Below are 25,503 nucleotides of genomic sequence, written 5' to 3' on the forward strand. Positions count from 1 at the left end.
TATGGCTATCAAAAAGTACCCTTTTGTGTAATAGCTTCGTGCAGATGGTCTTAGTAATTTTAGTATAGAATTGATAGCTGTAAAATATTTCCGGATGTTGCCTCTCACAGGACATTTACAGTATTATTCCAGGAATTACAATAATCCTAAATACAATGATCATGGAAGAAGAATTAAAAGTGGAGCAATTTACAGGTGCTGTTGCCCATCTCGTAGCTCATCTTAAAACACTTTACAAACACAAACCCCTAAAGGTTTCTGATGTAATAGACGATATTGACTGGAATGATCCGGCAAAAGAAAAACTTCTTGAAAAATACAATATCAGTAAAGAACCGCGTCAGTATGTAGACCTTATCCAGGAAGGTGGCGGAGTACACGGAATTGCACTGGCCGGATATACCTATATACTGGAGAAAATGGGTATATCATTTTTAAACAGTGCAGGAACAAGTGCAGGAGCCATCAATACAATGATGCTCAATTGTGTCTACTCACAGCGGGATGCCATTATGATGGGCGAAAACCAGGAATTTATAGACCGCTATTACGAAACAAGATCTGAAAAAATTCTTGAGTACCTTTCAAAAAAAGACCTAACAGAACTTGTTGACGGACATCCTTCATGGAGATCTCTCATTTTGAGAATATTTTCTAAACGGGAAAGAAAACCCATTTTAGACAAAATACAATGGAAGGCTAAAATTTCTGCGTATTCTTTTGCTTTTTTTCTGATTACCATGATTGTCGCTGCCATAGGAGTAGGAATTCTCTCGGGTGAGATCGCCCGGTGGCAGATATGGATTCACCGTTTACTCATCATTTCAGTAATTGGATTCGTGATCTCTCTGTATCTGATTATTAAAAATCTCATGGTTCTTAGGCTGCTTTATTTTCATAGTGAAAAAATGGGTATTAATCCTGGTGATAATTTTAAAGAATGGATAAAAACCCTCATGGAAGAAAATAAGATAATAAGTGTGGCTGACCTTAAAAATAAAATGCTAAGGGAAAATGATCTTTACCGATGTGAATATCCCAAACAGAATCAGGACTTTGATATTTCTTTAAGTTCATCAGGGGAAAAAAACGAAGGCAACGAAAAGCTTTTAAATATTACCAAAGACATTAATGATTCGAAACTCAAAATGGCGTCAGGATCTCCAGAGGAAGAAGTGGTGGAAAGTGCCAGACAGAAAAACGAAGACCTTATCAATTGGGAAAATTTAAAAATGTTTTTGATTGACGAAGATATCAAAAAGACGATCGATAGTTATCTGAAAGTAAAGAATTTCTACACCGAAGAACAGGATTTTGTAGACGCTCTGCTGGACCAGATTATCATTGATATCAAATATTTCAATCAGGTTAGCTGGCAGGATCTGAAAACCATCAATGATCAGCTTATTGATAAAAATCTTATTCCTATTAATGCTAATGAAAAACTGATCGAACGGATTATTGGAGAATTATTTAAAAACACCTATGCGATTGTGAATGCTGAAGGACATCGATTTCCTCAGCAGCTCGTGGTGGTTGCAGCCGATATTACCAATCAGATTAAAGTAGAATTTCCTGGAATGCATGAATTTTACTGGGGAAATGATGAGTCTATTTCTCCTGCAGAATACGTAAGAGCATCCATGTCGATCCCTTTCTTTTTCAAGCCCTACAAGGTAACGATGTCTAATACACAGCTGATCAATATCAATAATACATGGAAAGTGAAACTGGGTGCCTACAAAAATTTTATTCAGAGCAATAATGAAGTACTCTTTGTAGATGGAGGTGCATTGTCCAACTTTCCCATCAATGTATTTTACAGCAATACCCACTCTATTCCTACCCGCCCTACTTTCGGAATTAAACTGGAATATGACAATGATGATCTGTATAAACTGATTGATAACGAGGCAAAACTAGCACTCTCCATGATTTCAACGATGAGGTATTTCTATGACCGCGATTTTCTGATCAGAAACAGCAATTTCAAAAAAACAGTCCGCAGTGTAGATACGGGAAGTATCAGCTGGCTGAACTTTAATCCTTCTGACAGTGAAAAGATAGAATTATTCTACAGAGGTGCCCTGGCTGCAGCGATTTTTCTGTCCGGGAAAAATCTGACTTTTGAGGAAAAAAACAAACTGATGCAGAAAGCCCATAAAGACTTTGGTATTACAGACTTTAGAACGGAGGATTTCATCTATCCTGATATTTTCTTTAATTGGGAAAGCTACAAAAAAGAAAGAGGAATCGCTGAAATCTATAAAAACCTGAGTCCCAAAATGAAGGAAAAATCAAGTTTCACCCACTAAAATTTTTAATCATGATAACGATCTTAAACTATCATCTGGATTTGCCGGTTTGCATTCACAATTTTGATCAGCTGGTTTTGTGGCTGGTCATTTTAACCTCTATCGGAACCATCACAACCGGTGCTTATCTGGCTTCCTTTTCGAAAGGTTTTCTTTATACGGTGAAAACCTATGAGCATAAAAATGGGTTCAAAAGATTTTCTTTAACTGATCTTCAGTTTCCGTTCAGCAAATCTCACTTTAAAAAGCTTCTATTGGGTATGAGTTCCAAAACGAACAGCATCATTCACAAGGCGTTAAAAGCAGATGTGCTATTTATGCCTTTTGCTTACGGAAGTTTGCTTTTGCTATTCTTTTATTTCTGGTTGAGATTTACCAGTCAGCCTGATCCTCATCCGGTCATTCTTTCAATGTTGCTGAACTGCTGGTATTTCCCTTTGATTGCTTATGTCATGGATATCTTTGAAAATAATTTTACCGCCTCGCTTCTAAAAAAACTGGAGATTCTTAAACAGGAAAAAACCACCAATTATGAGGACAGAAAATTAAATGAAAGTGATAAGAGTCAGTTAATTTCAAGATTCAGGATCAAAATACTCATTGCCTCAGGCCTGAAATGGCTGACTGCTATTTTAAGTATTGGCATTATACTGACCGCATTATGCATTCTTCTTGTATGAGAAAATCTGAACCTGAACCCGGTGAATAGTCTACACCTGTGCCGCTTTCAACATCAGATAATGCAAATCTGTATTCTTGATAAAAGCTGGTAAAAGCTCTCTTCCCGGGCCATACACCGCAACTTCAACATAATCTCCGGAATGATCCATACTGATCCACCCTACAGAATTATGCTTTTTCTGAATATCAGAATACGCTTTAAATGGCAGTTTCTTATAATTGTAAAGTCCGGCTTCCTGCTTTTCGAGCCCTGAATAAAAACTGAGTAAGTGTTGGGCTTCATCATCTGCAAGGCTAATTTTATTCGTCTCATAGATCCAGTCTTTCATCTTCTGAAGATTGAAATCAGGATGAATAGCGTTCAGAATATACTCGTTGGTGTACCGATACCCGGAGATACTGTTAAAATTTTTGGTGGCATCCGGTCCGTAGATCGTTCCGGGATTCGCGTTTCCATGATCTGTGGTAATGATCACCAGTGTATTCCCTTCTTTTTCCGCAAAATCTGTTACTGTTTTTACCGCTTCATCAAAGGCCAGCTGATCATGAATTAAAGCCGCGATATCATTGGCATGAGCTGCCCAGTCTACTTTCCCGCCTTCCACTTGTAAAACAAAGCCTTCTTTATGGTCTTTCATCTGATCAATGGCTGTTTGCACCATTTCCGCCAGAGAGGGAGTACTTTGCAGTTCAGGAATATGCGCCCTGTCAATAGCATAAGGCAAAGCTCCGGAATTGAAAACCCCTACTATTTTTTTCCCTTTTTCTATATTTTTAAGATCGTTCTTATTTTTAAGGATCTGATATCCTTTTTGTCTGTACAGGCTGTACACATCTTTTTTATCTTCTCTTTTCAGAGGATTAAAGAATTCGTCACCACCACCCATCATCACATCAAAACCTATCTCAGCATACATTTCTGCAATTTCATTTTCTGCATTCCGGCTGTCTGAATTCACACAGAAACCGGCTGGTGTCGCGTGGGTAATTGTTACCGTCGTTACACACCCCGTCTTTTTTCCTGCTTTTTTAAACTTTTGCCATATTGGAACATGCTTTTCCCCATTGGCGCCAACATTCAGGACTCCGTTTTTTACCCGAAATCCTCCTCCGAAAGATGAGCTTGCCGCCGCAGAGTCCGTAACGATAGAACTTGAAGAAGCTGTATCCATCAAAGCCCTGGACACTTTATGCTCTTGGTACAGATTCATCCAGTTACCGTTTTTGCCCAAAATATTCTGAGAATATAAATTAGCCATGGCCAAAGTACCGGAACTCATTCCGTCACTGATCATGAAAATAATATTCTTTGCCTTTTTCTTAGGATCGGGAATGTTTTTTCCGTTGCTGGCAAAAAAATCAACCGGATTTAAAGTGAGCAGGCCTGACAATAATGCTGAACCTTTTAAAAATTTACGTCTGTCCATTTTGATAAAATTTCGGAATGCAAGTTAAAGGGTAATTTTAACTAATGAAATAATGTTGCATTAATTTATTATGAATTTTAGCCAAATATTAAATCGTTTCTATTCTTTACTTTAACTTCAAATTAATGTTTGTGATTCCTAAAGTTAATGAGATGACCTGCAATCAACCCTGCTGCCCCGGCATACATTAAAGGAATATGGATCTCAAAGATAAAATCCACCGTAACGGAAATCGCAATAAGGATAACGGAAGTCCAAAACAAAAGTTTCAGCCATCGGTTTGTCATATGCTTTGTTACTCTGTACACCACTACAGCACCTATTACAAGAAAGGCCATATCTATATAAGGGTTGTGCGATATCCCCAAAGGAATAATCATTAACAAAGGAAAAGCAATACAGTGAATAAGACACAAAACCGCAGCAGAAATACCTACTGCATCAAGAATTTTTGATTTCATAAAATAAAGGGATTAAATTTCTTATAGTAACCTTGTTGCAAAAGTAAAGATAAAATATCAAATAACGCAACTATGTTGCGATAAAATAAATTGATTTCTGATGAATAAACCAAAGCTGATATTTTAAATAAGATTAAAGTTGGGTAAAGTAAATAAAAGTGTTATTTTTATTTTTTGAAAAGAAAACACTTACTATGCCGACTGAAGCTTCCCATAAGCTGATTCCGATGACAGATTTTGTTATTGAGTATTACTCTAACGAAGGATACGCCGATCTTCAGACCTTAAGTCTGATGAAAAACTATGCCAATTTTCTAAGAAAACCTTTAACACTGGAAATGTTTGTTCCTGTAGATCAGAAAGGAAATGTCCTGAAAGAGCCTAAAAATTATCTGGAATGGAAATCTCTTGAACATAATCATGGAAAAAGAAAAAAAGCTGAAGGATTTGAGGAATATGTACAATACCAGAAGGCAGAACAGAACTGCCTGTTCGATGGTTTTACGATAGGCTACAACGGGTATTCCGTGGTAAGAATTGTCGCTTCTTATGATGAGTCTGTAGAGCTCTCTTTTAATAAAACGGATCTCATGTCAGCCGCATTTGCAGATGTTGAATCCCTTACAGTTTTTGACACCATATACTTAACTACTCATGCTTTAAAAGCTATTGGAATAAAAAAATAATAAGCTTATTCCACTTCAGACAGCTTTCTTTCCAATTCTTCTATAAAGGCAGCCTGTGCCGTGTTTATTTTCATTTTGGCCTCTGCTGAACTGAACCATTCCCATTGGTCTACTTCGGGAATTTCAATCATTCTGGAAGATCTGGGAGGCCATTCTATCTGCACGGTATTGCTGTAAAGTCCCGACGTTTCAATATCACCCTCTAATGCCCATGCATAAACCGTTTTACCACCCTTCTGCTTAACAGGCTGTAATGCCATAAATTCTCCTTCTGCGGTTTGTCCGGTTTCTTCTTTAAACTCAATCAGAGCACGTTCCAGCAGGTCTTCACCAGGTGAAACCTCTCCTTTTGGAATCGACCATGCTCCTGCCTCTTTATTCTTCCAAAACGGCCCGCCCGGATGAACCAGAAAATAATACCAATTATTTTCTTCTCTTTTAAACAATAAAATGCCTGCACTTGTTTTCATCGTTTTAAGATACATTATTTTAAAAGAACAACCCATGATCATGCTGACTAATCCTCTTTTCTAAATGCTGAGGGCGACTTACTTTTATGAGCCCTGAAAATTTTATTAAAATGACTGGCATCATTGAAGCCAAGCTGATCTGCAATTTCATTGATGTTATAGTTACTCTGCTTCAAAAGTCTTTCCGCAGCTTTCATTTTCTGCTGCATCACATGTTGCTGGACAGAAAATCCTGTCTGCTTTTTAATATAAATACTGATGTAATTTGGGGAAAGCATAAACTCTCTGGCAAGATATTCCAGCTTCATTTTGTCTGGATCCATTGCATGAACATTGATGTAATATAAAATTTTTTCCGTCTGGTTCAGCCCTTGTGATATCCTTTCCATACCGCCATTATTCATCGCATTTCTGATCACAATGGTCATGATTGCTGAAAAAAGATCGGCAGAAGTTTCCCTGCTGTAATAACTTTTATTGCTGAATTCATGAAGAAGAATCTTTGCCAGCTGGAGCAGATGTTCTTGATCTGCTTTATTCCTGATTGCCGATTCATAAACAAAAGAACGATCTTCCATCAGAAGCTGAATCACATTGCTTAATTCGCTTTTTTTATCGGTCTGCAACTTTTCCCACAGCTGTTGTTCTGTAAATTTGATGTAAATGAATTTTGTTTTGTTTTTAATGGAAAACTCGTGCGCATCACTGGGTCTGAGCAGAAAAACGTCCCCTTTTTTATACATAAAGGTGAGTCCGTTCAGGTGATGGGTCCCCTTCCCGCTTTCAACCACAATCAGTTCATAGAAATTATGATTGTGGTATTCAATATCCCAAACCTCTTTTTCAATACTGAATACATTGAAAGAACTGAAATTCACAATACGCTTCATACAGAATGGATTTTTACAAATTTAGTATAAATTTTTACAACAAACAGCAACTGTTTATTGGGCAATTTTGCAAAATAAAACCATTTAAAAATGAAATATTTAAAACATTCAGCATTCCTGATTGCATCTGCAATAGTATTCGTTTCATGCATGGATAAGAACGGGAAAGAAAAAACCGGCCAATCTGTAGAAACAGAAAAATCATCCAAAAAGCACTGGCCCAACGGCGCCCAACTGGTTATTTCAGTATCCATGCAGTTTGAAACAGGTGGACAACCTGAAGGCGCAGAAAGCCCGTTCAGTGGAACTCCTCTTCCTAAAGGACAACCAGATCTGGCTGCGGAAAGCTGGTATCGCTACGGAGCCAATGAAGGCATCTACCGCATGCTTGATCTTTGGAAAAAATACGATATTAAAGTAACTTCTCACGTAGTAGGGTCTGCTGCTGAAAGATATCCGGAGATTGCAAAAGCCATCGCAGCAGGAGGACATGAAATTGCTGCCCATGGTATGATCTGGGATAATCAGTGGAACAAAAACTATGCAGATGAATTAAAATTTGTAAAAGACGGAGTAGAAACAGTAGAAAAAATCACCGGACAAAAAGCAGTAGGTTATAACTGCAACTGGCTCAGAAGAAGCCCGAATACCTTAAAAGTCCTTCAGGAAGCAGGGTTTCTTTATCACATCGATGATCTGAGCCATGATGAGCCGTTTATCACCAAAGTGAACGGGAAAAACTTTGTGGTCATGCCGTATACCCTTCGGAATAATGATATTGTGAATATAGAAGGGAAAAACTGGAGTCCTGATCAGTTTCTGGCGCAGTTAAAATTCGAGTTTGACCGTTTGTATGAGGAAGGAGCTTCAAAAAGAAGGATGATGAGCATCAGTTTTCATGACAGAATTGGAGGTACCCCGGCAATGGTTCATGCGATGGAAGAATTTATTAAATATACTCAGGAAAAACAGGGTGTTGTTTTTATGCGTAAAGATGATATCGCCAAAATGGTGGTAAACGATCCCGCAACTCCCATCGATACTAGTGAGGAAAAGTATAATAATTAGTATCCGTACGATTTTGTTTGAATGAACTGAAATCTTCCTTTCCAAAAAATCAATTTAAAAATCAATACGATGAATAAAAATATCGCTTATTTTCTTTTACGGATGTCCATGGGGGTGAATCTTTTGGGCCATGGTCTTGCCAGAATTCCTAAACTTTCTGTTTTTGCAGACGGAATGACGAAAGGTTTTGAAAAAAGCTGGCTTCCTCAGCCATGGGTACAGATATTCAGTACAACACTACCCTTTCTTGAGTTTGGTATTGGCCTGATGCTTATTCTTGGTTTTAAAACCCGTTTCGCAAATTTTGCAGGAGCAGGACTCATCATCATGCTGCTTTTTGGAAGCAGTACGGTTGAAAACTGGGAAGCCATGGGTATACAGATGATTTATGCAGTATTCTTTTACATTCTGATCAGCAGATTAGAAGATAACTGCTATTGTGTGGATCCTAAAATATAATTTTTTGAAAAGGGACAGAAATTAAAATCTGTCCCTCTATTTTTTTAGATTTTATCTTGTAAGACTTTATCTATAAGTGTTTTAATGATTTTTAAAATCACCTGATTTTCTTGATTTATTTCTATTAATAAAACAGTATAGGTACCACATTTTCAAATTTACAATCATAAAGGCATAGAATGTGTATTATTTAAGGCAAATAACATTAAAATTTAAAGTCATGAGAAATTTATTATGGTTAGTAGCGGTCATCTGTATCGTAGTTTGGCTTCTGGGAATGTTGGGCATTGTGCCGGGAATCAGTACCGGTTATTTAGTGCATGTTTTATTGGTGATTGCCATTATTGTAGTTCTTTACAATATCATTACGGGTAAAAAACCACTTTAATTATAATTGAAACTTTTACTGAGTATCCAATAGAAAGACGGTCAGAAAATACTTTTCTGACCGTTTTTTATGTTTTCTATACTTTATTTTGAAGTAAAATAGTTGTAGATCAATTCTTCCAGCTCCTTACCATGAAGATTTTTAGCAATAATTATCCCTTCTCCATTGATGACAACATTAAAAGGAAGTTCCTCAATTTCGTAAGCTTTTGCCACCGGGCTTTTCCAGAATTTCAGATCACTCACCTGAATCCATTTGATACCGAAGCGGTCTATCGCTTTTTGCCAGCTCTCTTTATTTTTATCTAAAGAAACACCCAGAATTTCAAACTTCTGCCCTTTTACCTGCTCAGAGAAAGTTTCATATAACGCTTTAAGTTCAGGCTGCTCCCCGACACACGGAGCGCACCAGGTAGCCCAAAAGTCGATCAGTACCACTTTTCCTTTTAATGATGAAAGGGAAAAAGAACTGCCATCCGTTCTGGACAGAGTAATTTCCGGAGCCTGTTGTCCGATTTCTATTTTAGATTGTTGTGCGGTGAAATAGCCCGTAAAAATCAATATAGAAAATAGGGTTATAAAAGCTCTCATATTAATCGTTTGTAGGATAATCTTTATCAAGCCAATCCGCTTTGATGTTTTTTGGAAGGTTCAGAAGTTTGGCATTTTTGAATCCCATTTCCTGTAACAATTTAAAGGCAGGACGAATGTTCGGACATTTTACAAAGGGACAGCATCCGCAATAAATAACCACTTCCTTTCCTTTAGGAATATTTTTAAGATAGTTTCTTAATTTTTCAAGATTTTCAGGTTCATGGGTAGGACCAATATCCACTGAACCTTTGATAATGGCTTCCGGACCAACGGAAATGATCACCACATCTTTTGTTTTATTTTCGGTAATTCTTGCTGCCAGAAGCGCCGGATCCATAAGCTGACTTTCATTCCAGGGATCCTGTTTTTGCTGGGCAGAAAACTGGCTGAACATAGAGCATACCAGAAAAGCCATCATAAACAAATATTTCATTTTTCTAATTTTAACAAAGATATGAATTTAGCGGTGAGCTTTATGATGAGCATAATGATGTTTGACGCTTTTTAAGCGTTCTGAGTCCAAATATTTTATATATTTATTCTAGAATACAGAGTACGTACCAACAAAAGCAAATCAATACAATGGAAGAAAAATTCCACCCTGATGTTATCATTGTGGGCACCGGATTAGCCGGGCTCACGGCTGCTATGGAAATTACCAATATCGGGAAAAAAGTACTTCTTCTGGACCAGGAAACAGAACAGAATATCGGCGGACAGGCATTCTGGTCTTTTGGAGGGCTTTTTCTGGTCAATTCTCCGCAGCAACGCAGATTAGGAATTAAGGATTCTTATGAGCTTGCCCTTCAGGACTGGAAAGGAACAGCTGGCTTTGACCGTAAAGAGGATTACTGGCCAAGGAAATGGGCTGAAGCCTACCTTAAATTTGCTGCCTATGAAAAGTACAGCTACATTTCTAAACTGGGAATCAAACTGATGTTTATGGTAGGATGGGCAGAACGAGGAGACGGATCAGCAACGGGTCATGGAAATTCTGTACCCCGTTTTCATGTCAGCTGGGGAACCGGAACCGGTGTTGTGAAACCTTTTGTAGATAAAGCGTATGAAGCTCAAGAAAAAGGGCTCTTGCAAATGAAATTCAGGCATAGAGTGACTGAACTTATTCTGGAAAATGATAAAATCAAAGGGGTTAAGGGCGAGATCCTTGAAAATGATGATAAAGAACGAGGGGCAGCCACCAATAGAAACATCCTTTCAACATTTGAATATCGCGCCGCCCATACCATTGTTGCCTCCGGAGGAATAGGGGCCAACCATGAATTGGTGCGGAAAAACTGGCCGGAAAGATTAGGAAAAGCTCCCGAAAATATGCTATGTGGTGTTCCTGCCTATGTAGACGGGAAAATGATTGGGATTACAGAAAATTCCGGAGCACATATTATCAATCCAGACAGAATGTGGCATTATACGGAAGGGATACAGAACTGGAATCCGATATGGCCGAAACACGGCATCAGAATACTGCCTGGTCCTTCTTCCCTGTGGTTCGATGCTAAAGGAAACCGTTTTCCCGCTCCTTTCCTGCCTGGATTTGATACATTGGGAACTCTTAAACATATACAGAATACAGGATTTTCTTATTCCTGGTTTATTTTGACCCAGAAAATTATTAAAAAAGAATTTGCTCTTTCAGGATCGGAACAGAACCCGGATATCACCAATAAAGACTATGCTCTTTTTCTGAAAAGGATCTTTGGAAAAAAAGCGCCGGGACCTGTAGAAGCTTTCAAGGACCATGGAAAGGATTTTATTGTTTCGGATGATCTGCAGGATCTTGTCAAAAGGATGAATGAGCTGTCGGGTGATCATCTTTTGAATTATGAAAAAATTAAAGAACAGATCGAAGCCAGAGATCGGGAACTGGACCATAAATTTTCGAAAGATACTCAGGTGAATTATATCCGTAATACAAGAAATTATATAGGAGATCAACTCGGTCGTGTGGCTGCTCCGCATAAAATATTAGACCCTAAGAATGGTCCCCTGATCGCTGTGCGCCTCAATATTCTGACCCGAAAAACACTGGGCGGAATAAAAACCAATCTTAACGGCCAGGTTTTAAGAGAAGATGACACGGTAATTGAAGGTTTGTACGCAGCAGGAGAAGCCGCTGGTTTTGGAGGAGGAGGAATGCATGGCTACCGGGCTCTGGAGGGAACATTTCTTGGTGGTTGTCTCTTTTCCGGAATGAAAGCCGGACAATATATTGCCGGGCTGAAAAAAAATATGATTCTTAAAAGTTAAAGGACCATTTTACTTTGTAAGCAAATGATGAATTTTTTGAAAGTCCGTATTGAAACATTAAGATGAAAAAAATGAACACATACTTCGATAATAAGGTGGTTTGGATCACCGGAGCTTCATCAGGGATCGGAGAAGCTCTCGTTAATGAGCTGGCGGCAAAGAGCAGTGCGAAAATCATTCTTTCCTCAAGAAATAAAGATCTTTTGTATGCTGTTGCGGAAAAGGCAGGATTAAATGCCAACCGTTTCTCTGTACTTCCTCTGGATCTGGAAGATTATAAAAAAATGCCTGATATTGCAGCTGAAGCAATAGAACAATTTGGAAAAATTGATATCCTGATCAATAATGCCGGGCTCTCCCAGCGATCTTTGGCTATGGATACGGATATAGAAGTTGATAAACGTTTAATGGATATCGATTTTATTGGTACTGTCGCCCTTACGAAGGCGATTCTTCCTTATATGATCAGGAATGGCGGCGGACATATTGCAGTCGTTTCCAGTCTGATGGGCGTTTTCGGAGCTCCGATGCGCAGCAGTTATGCCGCTGCAAAACATGCCCTTCATGGTTTTTTTGATTCGTTGCGTGCTGAATTATATACAAAGAATATCATCGTGACCATGATCTGCCCGGGCTTTGTACAGACCAATATTTCGATCAATGCGGTGATTGGTAACGGCTCGCTACAGGGAACGATGGATGATGCTACGGAGAAAGGAATGCCTGCCGATATTTTTGCCGGAAAAATGCTTGCGGCGATCGGAAAAAAGAAAAATCAGGCTTCTATTGGTGGACAGGAAGTGATGGGAACCTATCTTAAAAGGTTCTTTCCTGCGCTTCTGGCCAAAATTGTCCGTAAGGCCAAAGTGGTGTGATGTCTGGAAGTTGAAGCTGGCAGAAGAAAGCAATGTTTAAGAGAATAATTACAGCTTAGTTTTATTAATTTTCCCTCGAACAAAACACTTTTTGTATAGTCTGAAAGAAATAAAATAGGCTGGTCAAAGTTTAACCCCTGACCAACCTATTATTTTAATTGATTTTCAGATTCAAACAGCCTCCCTATGGTAGAGAGTTTTTCATCTGCTTTGAAAACGTTCTGATATATATTTTTTTTCGCGTCCCAATTCAAGCATTTTTTCCTGTGCAGAACGGATTTCTTTTTCTGATTTACTGTATCGCATCAGTTTCTCCTGTTCTATTTCCTGTCTGGAAAACATAAAAAGGTCTTTCATGACACTGTAATAATTAACAGCCGCTTGTTGTACTTCCTTTCCTTTCTGAATACCGTCGGTATTCGCTTTTTCAATGTCTTCAATGATCGTATTGAATTCTGCTTCCTCCTTGTCAATAATATACAGCGCTTTTGTATAATCATGGGCAATCAGATCGTTCAGTTTAACAGACTCAAATCCTTTTTTACCGATTAGCATGGCAGATGTCTGGGATTCTTTTTTATCCAGAAATGATTGAAAATTTTACGCATTTTTATTATTGCAGGAATAAAGAACGGTAAACACTGAAATAATCAGTAAGATCTTCAAAGATATTTTACAGACCACAGGAATCAATTTAAAAAATCAATTAAGGTAATGAAGTAGCCTTGTTAACGACTGGGAACCTGCGCTTTGTCGTAGATTAATCCTTCAAACTTCAGTTCATTCCAAAAATCTGCAGGAATGATCGCCCTGAGTCCGTCTATATTATCTTTGACCTGTTCCGTTTTACTGGCTCCGGGAATTATGGAAGCAAATTCATCAGAAGCTAATACAAAATGCAGTGCGGCATGTACAATATCGGTATTGTATTTTTTAGCGACTTCGGATATTCTTGCCCGTTTTTCTGCCATTCCTTTTGGAATAACGTCTTTGTAATTATATCTTTCTTTTCCGGCAATATACCCTGAATTATATCCTGCACCGGAGACCAGTTTTACGCCTGCTTTTTTAACTGCCGGAAGAAGCCTGTCAACTGCATCTTCATGTTCTAAGATTGAATATTGTGTTGCTGAAAGACAGATGTCTGGATCTGCGGATTCAATACAGTCTAAAATGGGTTCAATTTTATTTACACCCATTCCCCATGCTTTGATGATTCCCTGATCACGCAGTTCGGAAAGAACTTTGAACGCTCCTTCTCTGGCCTGTTTCAGAAAATAAGGATAACGGTCTCCTACCTGATCTTCAGAAAGGTCATGAACATAAACAATATCAATATGACTGAGCCCTGTTCTCTGCAGACTGTCCGCAACAGATCGCTTGATTGCATCAGCGGTATAATCATGTTTAAAATCATAATTCAATGGTTTTTTCCACATGGTGGGTGGCACTTCGGATTCCGGAACTTCATGAAAAAGTCTTCCTACCTTCGTTGAAAATATAAAATCGTTTCTGTCTTTATCTCTGAGAAAATTTCCGAATCTACGCTCACTTTTTGTAAGTCCATACCACGGCGAGGTATCGAAGTACCGGATTCCCATCTCCCAGGCCTCCTGAAGTATCTGATGAGATTTTTCATCACTTATATTTTCAAAGGCAGTTCCTATGGCCACCCCGCCTAATCCTAATCTGTGCTTTTCTGTTAAAACGTCTGTTTTCATATGATTCTATTTAAGTATTGGTCATAAGCAAGATGCAAACATCGTGCAGACCCGTATTCAATACATCATTTGCGAAGACCTTGGATCAGATTAAAAGCACTGTTTAATCATAGAAAATATAACCCATAAAAATTTATAAGAAATATTTAAAAGTTACCAAAAACACTGACTTCCAGTTTAATATTTAACTTTTATGTCGTTTTCTTGCTTCCCGGGACGAAATTTTTATAAAGATATTTCATAAATTTACGAAACCATTACGGTTTTAAATTGGTTCCCAGGTGAAAATTCACAATAAAAAAAAGTATTTAAGCTTTCTGAAATTTAAAAGAGACTTTCAGGAGTACGGACTGGAAAAGGCACGCAGCTATGAGCTTATCCTTCACTGGCTGAATAACAGACTCAGCAGGAATCAGTTTCTGGTGCTCTCGGGAATCCTTGTGGGATGTACTGCCGGTCTTGCCGGAGTAATCCTGAAAACACTTGTCCATACCATTCATAATTTTATTACGCATATTCATTTTGAGTATCAGATTCTGTTTTATATTGTTTTTCCTTTTTTAGGGATTGTATTGACAACAGGGATTGTAATTACTTTGTTTAAAGGGCAGGATAGAAAAGGAATTGGTGCGATCCTGTATGAAATTGCCCAGAATTCAAGTATCGTAGCTTCGGTAAAAATGTATTCTCAGGTTATTCAGAGTGCCGTGACGGTTGGCCTTGGGGGTTCTGCAGGGCTGGAAAGTCCGATAGCCGTTACGGGAGCCGCAATTGGTTCCAATTATGCACAAACTTACAGGCTTAGTTATAAAGAACGCACGCTTTTACTGGCGGCAGGTGCTACAGCCGGAATCGCTTCAGCATTCAATGCTCCGATTGCCGGGATCATGTTTGCTTTTGAAATCCTTTTAACGGGTGTGGTATTTACAGATTTTATTCCTCTTGTAGTGGCAGCGGTCTGTGGCAGTCTTTTATCCAGAATTTTGCTTCAGGAAGATATTCTTTTCAGGTTTTATACCAGAGAGCCTTTTAATTATAAAAATGTACCCTATTACCTTATTCTGGGGATTGTAACCGGATTGTACGCCCGTTATTTTGTCGTTATTTCCCAAAAAGTAGAGCATTTTATCAAGGGACTAAAATTGTCCAGAATGCGTAAAGCGATGTTTGGAGGTTTGGTACTTTCGCTGTTATGCGTTCTTTTTCCTCCGTTGTTCGGGGAAGGATATGAAACGGTAAAAGCATTTACCAATGGAAGTACCCACTCTATTATCAGAAACAGCTTTTTCAGATATTTTGAGATTGGCGACTGGACCATCATTATATTTTTGGTGCTGGTATGCCTTTTAAAAGCTTTTGCGACGTCTTTTACCATCTTCAGCGGAGGTAATGGCGGAAACTTTGCCCCGTCTCTTTTTGCGGGCGGTACCGTAGGTTATTTGTTTGCATTGGTTTGCCAGCATATCGGGTTTACAGATGTTCCGGTGACGAATCTTGTTCTGGTCGGAATGGCAGGAGCAATGAGCGGTGTGCTTTATGCACCGCTTACCGCTATATTCCTGATCGCTGAGTCCAGTTTTGGATATGATCTTTTTATTCCATTGATGATTGTTTCCATTATTTCTTATCTTATTGCCAAATGGTTCTCTCCGATCTCTCCGGAACTTAAATCTCTGGCTGATCAGGGAAAAATATTCACGAACAAACATGATAAAAACCTTCTTTTTGCTTTAAGAACGGAAGATTTTATCGACCAATATTCTGAAACGATCAATGAAAATGCTTCGGTGACAGAATTATTCGAACTGGTAAAAAATGGAAATAAAAATATTTTTGCAGCGGTTGATGAAGCCGGAAAACTGAAAGGTATTCTTACTCTGGATGATATCCGCCCTTATCTTTTTAACAAAGAAATGGATCATCTGCAAACTGTGGCTCAGATTATGAAAGCCCCACCCGCGGTAATTTATCCTGAAAATCAACCTTTGGAAATCCTCCAGATTTTTGATGATACGGGCGTATGGAATCTTCCTGTAACCAATGAATATAATGATTTTGTAGGATTTATCTCAAAATCTTCTATCCTGATGAGCTACAGACAGCTTTTAAAAGAATATTCTGATTAATCTTTAAACTTAAAAAAATCTGTATAATCTGCAAGATCTGCGGTATTTAAAGATAAAATCAATGATTTATAATAGAAAAAAGCGGTCTTTTGAGGCCGCTTTTGTCATGATATTCTTTCTTACTAAAAGATCCGTTCAATATAACCGAACGGATCTTTATAATTAATTTAAAATGAATGTCTTATTCCTGAATTTATTTACTTGCCTGATTAAGCAATTCAATATCTTCCTGATCTAAAATAAGTTGTGGAGCTTTGAATAAAGTATCCAGCTGAGATGCACTTGTGGCACTCACAATGGGTGCTGTAATCAATGGATTAGCCAGAAGCCATGCCAATGCAGTTGTTCCCTGTGTCGTCTGGTGTTTTTCGCTGACCTGATCCAGCGCTTTCAAAACTTCAAGCCCTTGGTCGTTAAGGTATTTTCTTACCCCTTCACCTCTCTGACTTTTCCCCAGATCTTCTTCTGTACGGTATTTTCCGGTAAGAAATCCCGCAGCTAATGACCAGTAAGAAAATACACTGAGATCAAACTGTTCTACCAGCGGAGCATAATTTTTTTCAAAACCTTCTCTTTCCATTAAATTGTAATGAGGCTGCAATGCGACATATTGGGGAAGATTATTTTTTTCTGCAGCTTCAAAGGAGGCTTTCAAACGCTCCGGAGACAGATTGGAAGCGGCAATATAACGCACTTTCCCGGCTTTTATGATCTCATCGTAGGCCGAAAGTGTTTCTTCCACCGGTGTTGTATGATCATCAAAATGAGTATAGTAAAGATCAATATGATCGGTCTGCAATCTTTGTAAAGATTCGTCCACAGACTTTAGAATATGTTTTTTGCTGATATCGAAACCATGTTCTTTAGTTTCGGATCCTACTTTGGTAGCCAGCACAATATTCTGGCGGTTAGAGCGGCTTTTCATCCATTTTCCGATGATCGCCTCAGACTGTCCTCCTTTTCCGTTCACCCACCATGAGTACGTGTCTGCGGTATCTATGAAATTGAATCCTGCATCGGTAAACCGGTCTAATATATCAAAAGACTGCTTTTCGTCAAGCGTCCATCCAAAAACATTCCCTCCAAAATTAATTGGTGCCACCGAGAGATCGGTGTTTTTTATCTTTCTTTTTTCCATAAAAATAGAATTGTCATTAAAATATTAAGAAGGATCTAAGGTAAGAAATATAAGAGGGATTCCAGATTCAAAATAAACATACCCCTTATAGTTATTATAAATGGAAAAGCTTATTCTGCCTCGGTTTTTTGATTCCTATTCAAAGAATCAGACCGGTAGAGCATGATCAAAAATCAAATAAAAAACAGCCTCCACGATGGAAGCTGTTGACTCTATCAATTTAAAAAAATACGGTTACTTGTCAACCTGAGGAATTTCAATGGCTGTCAGCATCAGTTGGTATTCCTGCAATTGCAGGTCAATGGTTTTCAATCCGCTTTTAAAGAAAGTTGATGTATTAAACAGGTGATGATAATAGTCAATCCCTTCGAGCATATTTTTTTTGAAGGTATTCCACTTTTTGGTTTGGGAATGAGTGATCTGTGCTGATGAACCGGCAATTTCTTTTTTAAGATAGTCTATGTACATTTTCAATTCATTGATGAACATATTCGGACGCTGGTTATCAGGAAGGATATTGGCGTTTCCGTAAATATGTTTCACCATCTCTGAAAGCGAGACTTCTTTATCAAAGAAAGCCAGATTAGGTCCCGGACATATCACTACGCCTTGCTTTTCACCTTTTATTTCCAGATTTTGCTCCATGTAAGCGGCATTCACCAATCCTACACACAGACAGGCTTTGTCTGTAATTTCTGTTTTTTTTCTGTTAAACTCTTCAGGTGTTAATTCCTGATCAGCTTTAAGTTCTTTTAATTTAATATCCTGATACTTCTTAGATGCAGTACAGGTTCCCTGCGGTGAAAATTCTTTGCTTAATGCCAGCAGTTTTTTGGGACAAGAACTTCCATATTTTCCTGCGGCTTCTTTACGCTCTTTCAATACTTCATTGGAGGTCCCTCTTACCGTGTTGAAAGGAACTCCCAAAGGCGAAATATTGCTGAGATAGAAATCTTTTTCTCCTGATTTTAAAAGCAGGTTTCTTGTTTCCGTATCTACAGAAGTCGCTTCAGGAACCAATAAAAACGGAGAACCCCATCCAACACTGTCTACATGATAGTTTTCGAGCAGGAATTCATGTTCTTCAGAGGTTCCTACCCCGCCCTGAACAGTAATTTTCATTTCAAGAGGTGCAGAAACCCTGTGTTTGCCTTTCTGCTCCAGTGCGGCAATCATTAGGGAGTGCGCAGACTGGATCAGATCATTTTTTTTCTGCTTAAATTCTTCCATGATAGGTCCCAGCAACATGCCTTCCGTAGCAAATGCATGGCCTCCGCAGTTCAGTCCGGATTCAATTCTGTATTCTGAGATCCATAGTCCTTTTTTGGCAAGAAAATTTCCCTGAATCATTGCTGAGCGGAAATCACTTACCTTAAGAATAATTTTCTTTTTCAGAATACCGTTCTGATCGGGAAAGAAATCATCAAACTCTTCAATATAGCTGTACAAACGGGGATTCATCCCGGCAGAAAGTACCATTGAAGAAGATAATTTACTTTGTGCAAAACCACGAAGTGAAGCGTGAGCATCATTGAACATGACAGGAAGCTGTTCGCCTTTTTTATAATTGTCTTTGTCAACTTTCGTCATGATGTTGACATCAATACTTCCCGGCTTTAGATTAGATTCAATAAAGTTCTTAATGCCAGAGCCCAGATTGTCTTTTTGACTGACAAGATTTTGAAGCCCTGTTTTCAGATCTGAAGTATTGGGCAGAATGGCGATAAAGTTCTTAAGTGCCTCCTTGTTTTTGGTGATTTCCTGTTTGAAAGATTCAAATTTTTCATTCACGATATCATCTACCATATCCAGGTAAGCCGTAATTCTTTTCGCCCTGTAATCTTCTGTTTTTGTTGAAATCCCAAAATAATCAAGATTGAATTTCTTGTTATAAAAGCCTTTCATTTTTTCCAGGATCTCATCATCAATAATGGAAATAACGGAAGAGATTCCATATTGGGCAACACGGATCGGACTGTCTATAGTATAGGCCAGACCCATTACCGGAATATGGAAATTGTGTAACGGTTTATGTGTCATTTTATTTTGATAAAAATTCTTTCGGTAAGAATGAATTAACCTCCCGGAATACTCTATTTCCATTGAAACGAGTACTTCAGTCCGAAACTTTAATTACCTAAATTTATCATTTTAATATTAGCTATGCATAAAATAACACTTATAATATCGGAAATATGCTAAATATCATTCTTTTCGGATTCTTATCTGATGAAATGAATGTTTTTATACAATATGCGCCATCTGTTTAACCTGTGGGCGTTTTTCAGGAAAACAATCCCGAATTTATTTTAAGTTCCACAGATTAAAGAGATAGCGCAGATTATTTTGCAGGTTGGAATATTTATTCCGCTTTATTTTTAAGCATCATCAACAGACTGTACGCCCCTTTTTGTACGATTTTTTTATCCTTAAGAAACTCGGCTTTAAGGATTTCCGTAAACTGATCATCTGAAATTCCCACATTGACAGGGATCATTTTATAACTGGCTTTTCCAAGGTCTTCAAAAACATAGTTTTTATTTTCAAAAGAAACGACGGATTCATTCGGAAGCCCCAATGTATTTCTTCCGCTGATGCTTACTTCTGCATTGATGTACATTCCTTTCACAAATTCAGAATGTGGCGAAGACAGTTTGGCCACTGCCATAGCAGCACCTCCGTTTTCAATGCTGGGAACTACACTCACGATTTTTGCATTCAATTTAAGATCAGGGTTTTCATTACTGTACACCATAATACCCTGTCCTGTTTTGATATCATTGATATCGTTTTCAAATACTTTCAGTTCAAGCAACAATCCGGCAGGATCGATCAGTTCAAATACCGTATCTGAGGGATTGATATATTGACCACTATTAACCATGATCTTACTTACAAATCCACTGAATGGCGCAACAATATTGATCCTGCTTCTGATGTTTCCTGAGCTCAGTCCTTTTGCATTGATCCCTATGATTCTCAGTTTCTCCTCCAAACCTTTTAAAGTGGCATGAAGCGTTGAATAATCAGCCTGAGCGGTCTGCAAAGTCTTATCACTGCTTGCTTTGCTGATATTAAGGTCTTTCTGACGGTTAAGATTCAGTCTGGCAGATTCGAGTTGTGCCTTTGTCACCAGATAATCCTGCTGAAGCTGTATAAACTGCGGATCTTCCACCACAGCAAGAATCTGTCCTTTTTTGAAATGGCTTCCGCTAATGACATTAATGGACTTGATATGTCCGCCCATAATACTGGAAACAGAGCTTATATGAGAGGGTGCAATCTCTGCCTTTCCGTTCAGTCGTACCAGTTTTTCCATCGTTCTGCTTTGAATAATGGTCGTGGTCACTCCTACGGTTTGCACTTGCTTTTCTGAAAGCCGGACGGTATTTTCTTTATTTTTTACGAATTTTTTGTTCTCGTAAACTGTTTTTTCCTCTTCTTTTTTTCCTGAACAAGAAGAAAGGACAATGGCTAAACTGAGGCTGTATATAGATATTTTTTTGAATGACATTCCGCTGTTATTTTGAAATTAAGTAATTGAATTCTGCTGCAATCTGATTAAGTTTTTCCAGGTGATCAATGTAATCGGCTTTTGTTTTTACAGCCTGATTGACCAGTAAAACCCAGGTCATATAATCGATTTCTCCGGCGTCCATCTGCTTTTGTGCAGCGGCTAAGATGGTTTCTGACTTAGGAAGCTGCTTCTGTTCATAATTTTCAATGATCTTCTTTTGATTCATGTAATTACTTACCTGCTGTGCTATTCTGTTTTTAAGCTCAATTTCTTTGCGTTGATATTCGTTTTCGGAAACGGCAATTTTAGCCTGTGCAGCTTTGGCCAATGCCCGCTGGCCTTTGGTAAACAATGGAATTCCTACACCGACCTGAACAGAATTAAAACGGTTATTATTAATGTTCTTCATGCTTTGATTCGTGTAGCCCACAAGAAGTTCCGGAAGAAGTTTACTTTTTTCGAGCTGTACTTCGGCCTCATTTATTTTGATCTGTTGCTGCAGATATTGAAGTTCAGGATGCTGATTGATCAATTCTTCAGAGAGCTGAAGGCTGATATTCATGATCGACTGATCAGCCACAGGCTGGTACGGCTTTTCAGACTGAAGCAATAACTGAAGCTGCAATTTCGCCACGTTCAGATCATTTTCAAGGGTATTAAGCTGCAGATCTGCCTGCTCTTTTTGGATGGACCCGGTAGATTCCTCTAAGATATTGGCTTCCCCTTTCTTTAATCTTAAACTGGCTTTGTCTGCAAAATTCCGGTACAGGCGGCTGATGTATTCCAGCACTTTTTTCTTTTCCTGAAGGATTAATATCCTGTAAAAAACATCTGAAACTTCCTTTCTAAGCTGAGCTTTGGTCAGATTTTGATTGATCACACTTGCTGTCCATGAAGCATCCAGCATCTGTTTTCTTTTTGAATACACCGTTGGAAAACTGAACCTTTGGGATACGGAAAACGAATTGTCGGTTTCCTGTCCCTGAATCTGTCCGATAGCACCTGCTACTTCCAGTTGTGGAATATCCAGATAGCTTCCTTTAAGTTTTTCCTGATAATCTGAGATCAGCTTTGAATTTTTAAGTGTTCCGTTTTGCTGATACGCCTTTTCCAAAGCCTGTTCATAGGTAATGTTTTCCTGTGCGCTGACTCCTGCTACCGAAAGCAATAATGCTAACACAGACAGTTTTTTATAATTGTTTCTTTTAGAGAATTTCATTTTCTTTTTATTAATACGTTCAAATAAGACATAAAGAATAGGAAGGACAAATAGGGTAAGCAATGTTGCCAGCATCAATCCTCCGATCACGACGGTCGCCAAAGGCCGTTGTACCTCCGCTCCTGCACCGCTGCTCAGTGCCATCGGAAGGAAACCTAAAGAGGCCACAAAAGCCGTCATTAAAACAGGGCGAAGTCTGATTCTGGTTCCCATCAGTACAATTCTGCTGGTATTGGTGATTCCGTTCTTTTTTAATCGGTTAAACTCGGATATCAGAACAATTCCGTTAAGTACCGCAACTCCGAAAAGGGCAATAAATCCAACCCCTGCACTGATGCTGAAAGGCATTCCTCTTAAAGCCATAAAATACACGCCACCAATAGCCGATAAAGGAATCGCTGTATAAATGATCAGACTGTGTTTTACAGAACCGAAGGCAAAAAACAGCAGTAAGAAAATCATCACCAATGAAATCGGAACGGCAATTCCCAGTCTGGCTTTGGCTTCGTTTAAGTTTTCAAAAGCACCGCCATAAGAAATGGTGTAACCAGAAGACAGTTTCAGTTCTTTGTCTGCTTTCTTCTGAAGCTCTTCCACAATACTCTGCACATCTCTTCCCCGTACGTTGAATCCCACGACAATTCTTCTTTTGGTATCTTCCCTTTGAATCTGATTCGGGCTGTCTTTCAATTCTACTCTGGCTAATTGAGATAATGGGATCTGCTCTCCTGAAGTTGTAGGAACGAGCAGGTTTTGGATACTGGTCATATCTTTTTTATGCTCGTTATCCATCCGGACCACAATATCAAACTTCCTCTCACCTTCATACAAGGCGCCTGCAGTCTGTCCTGCAAAAGCCATATTGATCACCCTGTTGATTTCTGCAACAGAAATACGATGGCGTGAAAGTTCTGCACGGTTATAACCGATAACAACCTGAGGAGCTCCTACAACAGGTTCCAGGTATAAATCCTGAGCTCCTTTCACCGTATTGATGATCCCGCCGAGTTTTTTTGCATATAAGGCAAGACTGTCCAGATTTTCACCGTAAATTTTACAGACGACATCCTGTCTGGCTCCTGTCATCAGCTCATTAAAACGCATTTGTACAGGAAACTGGAATCCGGTGGTCAATCCCGGAATTACCTTAAGTGATTCGCTCATTTTTGCTGAAAGTTCCGGGAATGAGGTGGCGGATGTCCACTCTTTTTTAGGTTTTAAAACAATGATCATATCTCCGGCATCCATTGGCATAGGCTCTGTTGGAATTTCTGCACTTCCGATCTTCGTCACCACTTTTTCTACTTCCGGAAATTGTTTCAGAAGAATTCCTGCAGCCTGGCTGGTTACCTTTTTGGTCTCGTTGATATTACTTCCCTGCAGAATACGCATTTCAACAGCGAAATCACCTTCTTCCAGAGATGGAATAAACTCTCCGCCCATTCTTGAAAGAATCACCAGTGCTCCTGAAAAAAGGGCCATCACGATAAGAAGGATCGTTTTTCTGAATTTAAGAGCTTTCATCAGGAGTTTCTGATGACCAGTTTCCACTTTAGCCATCACTCTGTCTGAAATATTGTCTTTTTCTTTTTTCTTTCTGCTTAAAACAAGCGAGCTCATCATGGGGATATAAGTCAGTGAAAGTAAAAATGCTCCTACCAAAGCAAAAGCAACGGTTTGTGCCATTGGCTTAAACATTTTCCCTTCAATGCCCTGCAGCGTAAAAATAGGAAGGTAAACAATAAGGATAATGATCTGTCCGAACACGGCACTGTTCACCATTTTTGATGCAGAACCGGAAACCTGCTCGTCCATTTCTTTTTGGGTGAGCATATTGTCTTTTCCGAAATGTTTTTTATGCGCCAGCTGATGGAGAACAGCTTCAACGATAATGACGGCTCCGTCTACAATCAATCCGAAATCCAATGCTCCTAAACTCATTAAATTTCCACCCACTCCAAAAATGTTCATCATGATGATGGCAAAAAGCATGGCTAAAGGAATAACTGACGCCACTAATAATCCTGCTCTGAAATTTCCCAAAAATAGAACAAGAATGAAAACAACTATCAGAGCTCCTTCCATAAGGTTGGTTTTCACTGTACTGATCGTATTATTAACCATCTTAGCACGATCCAGGAAAGGTTCCACCACAACACCTTCGGGTAAGGATTCCTGGATCTTTTCAAGCCTTTGCTTAATATTGCCGATGACCTCATTGGCATTTTCACCTTTTAGCATCAAAACGATAGCGCCTGATACTTCTCCGGTGTCGTTATAGGTCATAGCTCCGTATCGTGTAGCAAAGCCTATTTTTACAGAAGCTACATCTTTGATAAGAACAGGAATTCCGTCTCTGGTATCCGCCACCTGAATATTCCCGATGTCTTCGGCACTTCCTAAAAGGCCTTCACTACGGATAAAAAGAACGGTTTCTTTTTTCTCAATATAGGCACCGCCGGTATTCTGGTTGTTCTTTTCCAATGCGGCAAAAACATCGTTGATATTAATGTTAAAAGCCTTTAATTTATTGGGATTAATGGCAATTTCGTATTGTTTCAGCTTACCACCGAAACTGCTGACATCTGCTACGCCTTTTGTTCCCAAAAGCTGACGTCTGATCACCCAGTCCTGAATAGTTCTGAGTTCGGTTTCGTCATAGACATTTTCGTAGCCTTTTTTAGCTCTTACAACATATTGAAAGATCTCTCCGAGTCCTGAGGAAATCGGTCCCAGTTCCGGTGTTCCAATTCCGTCAGGAATATTCTCCTGAACCAGCTGAAGACGTTCCTGAACCTGCTGACGAGCCCAGTAGACATCTGTTTTATCGTCGAAAACGACGGTTACCAGTGATAATCCAAAACGTGAAAAACTACGGAGTTCAGTAATTCCGCTGATGTTGCTTGTGGCCTGTTCTATCGGAAAAGTAACAAGACGCTCGATATCTGCGGCTCCATAGGAAGGCGCAGTAGTAATGATCTGAACCTGATTGTTGGTAATATCCGGCTGGGCATCAATAGGAAGTTTGGTGGTTTCATAGATACCAAGAAGGATGAGCCCCAGAGTAAAAAGGGCAATGATGAGTTTATTCTTTACAGAAAACTCAATAATTTTATTTAACATGGAAAAATTATTAATTGATAAGTAACAAGAAATTGACTGCTTCAAGGAAAAAACCTAAAGCATTAATTTTCAATTTAAAAT

The 25,503-nt window shown here is 38.9% G+C and carries 21 protein-coding genes; 9 read left to right on the forward strand and 12 right to left on the reverse strand.

What is annotated here, in order from left to right:
• The first annotated feature begins 161 nt into the window (after positions 1 to 161).
• On the forward strand, positions 162 to 2,315 hold the full coding sequence (locus tag EG346_RS18680) for a patatin-like phospholipase family protein (RefSeq protein WP_123880711.1): 2,154 nt from the start codon (positions 162 to 164) through the stop codon (positions 2,313 to 2,315).
• A gap of 11 nt (positions 2,316 to 2,326) precedes the next feature.
• Positions 2,327 to 2,995 (forward strand): hypothetical protein, encoded by a 669-nt coding sequence (locus EG346_RS18685; RefSeq protein WP_123880713.1) that lies wholly within the window; start codon positions 2,327 to 2,329, stop codon positions 2,993 to 2,995.
• A 30-nt stretch (positions 2,996 to 3,025) separates the two neighbouring features.
• On the opposite strand, the gene EG346_RS18690 is transcribed toward EG346_RS18685, so the two are convergent.
• Both EG346_RS18690 and EG346_RS18695 read right to left on the reverse strand, forming a co-directional pair.
• A complete protein-coding gene (locus EG346_RS18690; protein ID WP_123880715.1) occupies positions 3,026 to 4,423 on the reverse strand; it encodes an alkaline phosphatase in 1,398 nt (465 codons plus the stop codon).
• 122 nt (positions 4,424 to 4,545) lie between these two features.
• Positions 4,546 to 4,884: a MerC domain-containing protein gene (locus EG346_RS18695; RefSeq protein ID WP_123880717.1), complete on the reverse strand. Its 339-nt coding sequence runs from the start codon at positions 4,882 to 4,884 to the stop codon at positions 4,546 to 4,548.
• Between the two features lie 158 nt (positions 4,885 to 5,042).
• On the opposite strand from EG346_RS18695, the gene EG346_RS18700 reads away from it, so the two are divergent.
• A complete protein-coding gene (locus tag EG346_RS18700; protein ID WP_128124850.1) occupies positions 5,043 to 5,570 on the forward strand; it encodes a hypothetical protein in 528 nt (175 codons plus the stop codon).
• Between the two features lie 5 nt (positions 5,571 to 5,575).
• Here the strand turns inward: EG346_RS18700 and EG346_RS18705 are convergent, their stop codons facing one another.
• Both EG346_RS18705 and EG346_RS18710 read right to left on the reverse strand, forming a co-directional pair.
• Entirely contained in the window at positions 5,576 to 6,040 is a 465-nt protein-coding gene (locus tag EG346_RS18705) for an NUDIX hydrolase (RefSeq protein WP_123880721.1), read from the reverse strand.
• A gap of 47 nt (positions 6,041 to 6,087) precedes the next feature.
• Positions 6,088 to 6,930 carry an AraC family transcriptional regulator gene (locus tag EG346_RS18710; protein WP_123880723.1) on the reverse strand — a complete coding sequence of 281 codons (843 nt, stop codon included), beginning with the start codon at positions 6,928 to 6,930 and terminating at the stop codon, positions 6,088 to 6,090.
• A gap of 90 nt (positions 6,931 to 7,020) precedes the next feature.
• Here EG346_RS18710 and EG346_RS18715 point away from each other — a divergent pair, with 90 nt between their 5' ends.
• The 3 genes from EG346_RS18715 (at position 7,021) to EG346_RS18725 (ending at position 8,845) form a co-directional block, all read left to right on the forward strand.
• Positions 7,021 to 7,998: a polysaccharide deacetylase family protein gene (locus EG346_RS18715; RefSeq protein WP_123880725.1), complete on the forward strand. Its 978-nt coding sequence runs from the start codon at positions 7,021 to 7,023 to the stop codon at positions 7,996 to 7,998.
• 69 nt (positions 7,999 to 8,067) lie between these two features.
• Positions 8,068 to 8,457 carry a DoxX family protein gene (locus EG346_RS18720; protein ID WP_123880727.1) on the forward strand — a complete coding sequence of 130 codons (390 nt, stop codon included), beginning with the start codon at positions 8,068 to 8,070 and terminating at the stop codon, positions 8,455 to 8,457.
• A gap of 220 nt (positions 8,458 to 8,677) precedes the next feature.
• Positions 8,678 to 8,845, forward strand: a complete 168-nt coding sequence (locus EG346_RS18725; RefSeq protein WP_123880729.1) for a lmo0937 family membrane protein — start codon at positions 8,678 to 8,680, stop codon at positions 8,843 to 8,845.
• Positions 8,846 to 8,928: 83 nt separating this feature from the next.
• Here EG346_RS18725 and EG346_RS18730 read toward each other — a convergent pair whose 3' ends face one another.
• Together EG346_RS18730 and EG346_RS18735 are read right to left on the reverse strand one after the other, a co-directional pair.
• Entirely contained in the window at positions 8,929 to 9,435 is a 507-nt protein-coding gene (locus EG346_RS18730) for a TlpA family protein disulfide reductase (RefSeq protein ID WP_123880731.1), read from the reverse strand.
• 1 nt (position 9,436) lies between these two features.
• The gene (locus tag EG346_RS18735; protein ID WP_073334542.1) at positions 9,437 to 9,871 is read right to left on the reverse strand and encodes a rhodanese-like domain-containing protein; all 435 of its coding nucleotides are present in this window, start codon (positions 9,869 to 9,871) and stop codon (positions 9,437 to 9,439) included.
• A 149-nt stretch (positions 9,872 to 10,020) separates the two neighbouring features.
• Between EG346_RS18735 and EG346_RS18740 the strand changes: the two genes are divergently transcribed.
• Positions 10,021 to 11,703 carry an FAD-binding dehydrogenase gene (locus tag EG346_RS18740; protein WP_123880733.1) on the forward strand — a complete coding sequence of 561 codons (1,683 nt, stop codon included), beginning with the start codon at positions 10,021 to 10,023 and terminating at the stop codon, positions 11,701 to 11,703.
• 71 nt (positions 11,704 to 11,774) lie between these two features.
• Complete coding sequence (locus EG346_RS18745; RefSeq protein ID WP_123880735.1) at positions 11,775 to 12,578, forward strand: SDR family oxidoreductase; 804 nt, start codon at positions 11,775 to 11,777, stop codon at positions 12,576 to 12,578.
• 201 nt (positions 12,579 to 12,779) lie between these two features.
• On the opposite strand, the gene EG346_RS18750 is transcribed toward EG346_RS18745, so the two are convergent.
• Both EG346_RS18750 and EG346_RS18755 read right to left on the reverse strand, forming a co-directional pair.
• Complete coding sequence (locus EG346_RS18750) at positions 12,780 to 13,133, reverse strand: hypothetical protein (protein ID WP_123880737.1); 354 nt, start codon at positions 13,131 to 13,133, stop codon at positions 12,780 to 12,782.
• Between the two features lie 173 nt (positions 13,134 to 13,306).
• Entirely contained in the window at positions 13,307 to 14,299 is a 993-nt protein-coding gene (locus EG346_RS18755) for an aldo/keto reductase (protein WP_123880739.1), read from the reverse strand.
• 281 nt (positions 14,300 to 14,580) lie between these two features.
• Between EG346_RS18755 and EG346_RS18760 the strand changes: the two genes are divergently transcribed.
• Positions 14,581 to 16,425, forward strand: a complete 1,845-nt coding sequence (locus tag EG346_RS18760) for a chloride channel protein (protein WP_073334546.1) — start codon at positions 14,581 to 14,583, stop codon at positions 16,423 to 16,425.
• A gap of 193 nt (positions 16,426 to 16,618) precedes the next feature.
• On the opposite strand, the gene EG346_RS18765 is transcribed toward EG346_RS18760, so the two are convergent.
• The 4 genes from EG346_RS18765 to EG346_RS18780 all read right to left on the reverse strand — a co-directional run bounded on the left by EG346_RS18765 (position 16,619) and on the right by EG346_RS18780 (position 25,422).
• Positions 16,619 to 17,563, reverse strand: a complete 945-nt coding sequence (locus EG346_RS18765; RefSeq protein ID WP_123880741.1) for an aldo/keto reductase — start codon at positions 17,561 to 17,563, stop codon at positions 16,619 to 16,621.
• Positions 17,564 to 17,797: 234 nt separating this feature from the next.
• Positions 17,798 to 19,603: an SHOCT domain-containing protein gene (locus EG346_RS18770; RefSeq protein WP_123880743.1), complete on the reverse strand. Its 1,806-nt coding sequence runs from the start codon at positions 19,601 to 19,603 to the stop codon at positions 17,798 to 17,800.
• Between the two features lie 322 nt (positions 19,604 to 19,925).
• Complete coding sequence (locus EG346_RS18775; RefSeq protein WP_123880745.1) at positions 19,926 to 21,077, reverse strand: efflux RND transporter periplasmic adaptor subunit; 1,152 nt, start codon at positions 21,075 to 21,077, stop codon at positions 19,926 to 19,928.
• 7 nt (positions 21,078 to 21,084) lie between these two features.
• Positions 21,085 to 25,422: a CusA/CzcA family heavy metal efflux RND transporter gene (locus tag EG346_RS18780; protein ID WP_123880747.1), complete on the reverse strand. Its 4,338-nt coding sequence runs from the start codon at positions 25,420 to 25,422 to the stop codon at positions 21,085 to 21,087.
• Positions 25,423 to 25,503 lie beyond the last annotated feature (81 nt).

The organism is Chryseobacterium carnipullorum, assembly GCF_003815695.1.
GTDB lineage: Bacteria > Bacteroidota > Bacteroidia > Flavobacteriales > Weeksellaceae > Chryseobacterium > Chryseobacterium carnipullorum.

Coding starts and splice junctions, on each gene's coding strand:
- EG346_RS18745 (WP_123880735.1), top strand. CDS start 11,775: ATGAACACATACTTCGATAATAAGGTGGTTTGGATCACCGGAGCTTCA.
- EG346_RS18750 (WP_123880737.1), bottom strand. CDS start 13,133: ATGCTAATCGGTAAAAAAGGATTTGAGTCTGTTAAACTGAACGATCTG.
- EG346_RS18770 (WP_123880743.1), bottom strand. CDS start 19,603: ATGACACATAAACCGTTACACAATTTCCATATTCCGGTAATGGGTCTG.
- EG346_RS18735 (WP_073334542.1), bottom strand. CDS start 9,871: ATGAAATATTTGTTTATGATGGCTTTTCTGGTATGCTCTATGTTCAGC.
- EG346_RS18690 (WP_123880715.1), bottom strand. CDS start 4,423: ATGGACAGACGTAAATTTTTAAAAGGTTCAGCATTATTGTCAGGCCTG.
- EG346_RS18695 (WP_123880717.1), bottom strand. CDS start 4,884: ATGAAATCAAAAATTCTTGATGCAGTAGGTATTTCTGCTGCGGTTTTG.
- EG346_RS18720 (WP_123880727.1), top strand. CDS start 8,068: ATGAATAAAAATATCGCTTATTTTCTTTTACGGATGTCCATGGGGGTG.
- EG346_RS18740 (WP_123880733.1), top strand. CDS start 10,021: ATGGAAGAAAAATTCCACCCTGATGTTATCATTGTGGGCACCGGATTA.
- EG346_RS18755 (WP_123880739.1), bottom strand. CDS start 14,299: ATGAAAACAGACGTTTTAACAGAAAAGCACAGATTAGGATTAGGCGGG.
- EG346_RS18710 (WP_123880723.1), bottom strand. CDS start 6,930: ATGAAGCGTATTGTGAATTTCAGTTCTTTCAATGTATTCAGTATTGAA.
- EG346_RS18705 (WP_123880721.1), bottom strand. CDS start 6,040: ATGAAAACAAGTGCAGGCATTTTATTGTTTAAAAGAGAAGAAAATAAT.
- EG346_RS18725 (WP_123880729.1), top strand. CDS start 8,678: ATGAGAAATTTATTATGGTTAGTAGCGGTCATCTGTATCGTAGTTTGG.
- EG346_RS18730 (WP_123880731.1), bottom strand. CDS start 9,435: ATGAGAGCTTTTATAACCCTATTTTCTATATTGATTTTTACGGGCTAT.
- EG346_RS18685 (WP_123880713.1), top strand. CDS start 2,327: ATGATAACGATCTTAAACTATCATCTGGATTTGCCGGTTTGCATTCAC.
- EG346_RS18765 (WP_123880741.1), bottom strand. CDS start 17,563: ATGGAAAAAAGAAAGATAAAAAACACCGATCTCTCGGTGGCACCAATT.
- EG346_RS18775 (WP_123880745.1), bottom strand. CDS start 21,077: ATGTCATTCAAAAAAATATCTATATACAGCCTCAGTTTAGCCATTGTC.
- EG346_RS18780 (WP_123880747.1), bottom strand. CDS start 25,422: ATGTTAAATAAAATTATTGAGTTTTCTGTAAAGAATAAACTCATCATT.
- EG346_RS18715 (WP_123880725.1), top strand. CDS start 7,021: ATGAAATATTTAAAACATTCAGCATTCCTGATTGCATCTGCAATAGTA.
- EG346_RS18680 (WP_123880711.1), top strand. CDS start 162: ATGGAAGAAGAATTAAAAGTGGAGCAATTTACAGGTGCTGTTGCCCAT.